The organism is Paenibacillus sp. tmac-D7 (genome assembly GCF_006519665.1).
GTDB classification, from domain to species: Bacteria; Bacillota; Bacilli; order Paenibacillales; family NBRC-103111; genus Paenibacillus_G; species Paenibacillus_G validus.
Genome location: NZ_VIDW01000106.1, coordinates 1 through 1826, shown reverse-complemented (window position 1 = coordinate 1826; position 1826 = coordinate 1). Strand labels below are relative to the sequence as shown.

Genomic DNA, 1826 nt, shown 5'->3' with positions numbered 1-1826 from the left:
CTCCTCGTATAGTATTTCTTGAAGGCAGTTACTTGGCCGATTTCCAGTCCCCTAGGGGACTGGAGGACGCCTTCAAAATTTCCAGCTTGCTCTTTGAAAATTGAATTGGGACTGGACTTTTCGAGATGCTTCCAGATAATAATTCTTAGGGTTATTCGGGGAAATCCTTCTCTCTCCTGTAGCATCGACTACTCTTAAAGTCTGCTTCCTCGGCTCTCGCTTGAACTTCTAACCCGCTGGCTGTCCCCTTCGGCAACCCATGCTCGAAGATAGCAGCTTCGAGGCAGCTCATGGACCGAAGTGAGTTCTCATATGCGAGGGTGATTGAACGGCGAGTGCGCTGGGGGCATCCCGAAAGGTCCAGTCCCTGAATCCCATAAAGAAAGGAGGAATCCCACGTGAAGTTGTTTGTCGGGATTGACGTGAGTTCGCAAGATTTAAAGGTGTGCATCATGGATAGTGGCGGCGATACCCTCCAAGCGTTCACGGTGCTCAACAACTACCACGGTGCCTGCCACCTGCGGGATCAGATCCTTGCCCACGCTGACCGCATCAAGCCATCGGAGATTCACATCGGTCTGGAATCAACATCGGTTTACAGTTGGCACCCCGCCATGTTCCTGCATGAGGACAAGCTTCTCAGCGAGCGGCATACGAAGGTATTTACCATTAATCCGAAGCTCATTAGCAAGTTCAAGGAAGCCTATGTGGACCTCGATAAGAACGACCGCATCGATGCCTGGATTATTGCAGACAGGCTGCGTTTTGGAAGGCTGCCGATGACCGTTGTCGCCCAAGAGCAGTACATCGCTCTTCAAAGACTGACCCGCATGCGGTTTCACCTCGTCCACAACCTGACACGAGAGAAGCAGTACTTTCTCCAGCACCTGTTCTACAAGTGCAGTGCGTTCTCCGCGGAGGTGGAGAGCTCCGCCTTCGGCCATGCCATCACTGAATTGCTCCTTGAGAAATACAGCCTGGATGAGATCAGCTCGATGGATGTGGCGGATTTAGCCGACTACCTCAAGGATAAGGGCCGTAATCGATTCCCTGATCCGGAGGGTGTAGCGAGGTGCATCCAGAAAGCCGCGCGTGCTTCCTATCGTCTCTCAAAAGTCGTCGAGGACTCCATCGATATCATCCTGGGCACTTCTATCGAAGCCATTCGAAGTACGCAGAAGCAAATCAAGGAGCTCGACAAGGCGATTGAACGCATTATCGCCGGCTTACCCGGTGAAAACGTCCTGAAGACGATTCCCGGTATCGGCCCGATCTACAGCGCTGGTATTATCGCCGAAATCGGTGACATCCATCGCTTTGATGATCAAGCCGCTCTGGCGAAGTACGCTGGGCTTACTTGGCGAAAGAATCAGTCTGGCAAGTTTGAAGCCGAAGAAACGTCCCGTATTAAATCCGGCAACCGGTTTCTGCGTTATTACCTGGTTGAAGCTGCCAACTTGGTAAAGAACCGCGACGCAGAATTCGGAGAGTACTACCGGAAAAAATACAACGAAGTCACGAAGCACCAACACAAACGCGCCCTCGTCTTAACCGCAAGAAAACTTGTGCGTCTGGTCGATGTGCTGCTACGCAACGACCAAGTCTACACGCCGCGGAGGAAGGTGACTAACGCCTAAAGCTTCTCACCTACTTTCTGCGAAGCCCATTGGGAATTCCCAGTAAAATCGAGGTATATCCTGGAAAAATCACTCGATTTTACTCAGGGTTTATTTCGTGATGCCATTTTTCCTGACTCAAAGCGATTTTCCATCAAAAGAATTTCCAATTACCGCGAATCAGGGACTTGACATCTTACCGCTGGACTT

The 1826-nt window shown here is 51.0% G+C and carries 1 protein-coding gene; it reads left to right on the top strand.

What is annotated here, in order from left to right:
* The first annotated feature begins 398 nt into the window (after positions 1 to 398).
* Positions 399 to 1637, top strand: a complete 1239-nt coding sequence (locus FKP33_RS26635) for an IS110 family RNA-guided transposase (RefSeq protein ID WP_127610828.1) — start codon at positions 399 to 401, stop codon at positions 1635 to 1637.
* Positions 1638 to 1826: the final 189 nt, after the last annotated feature.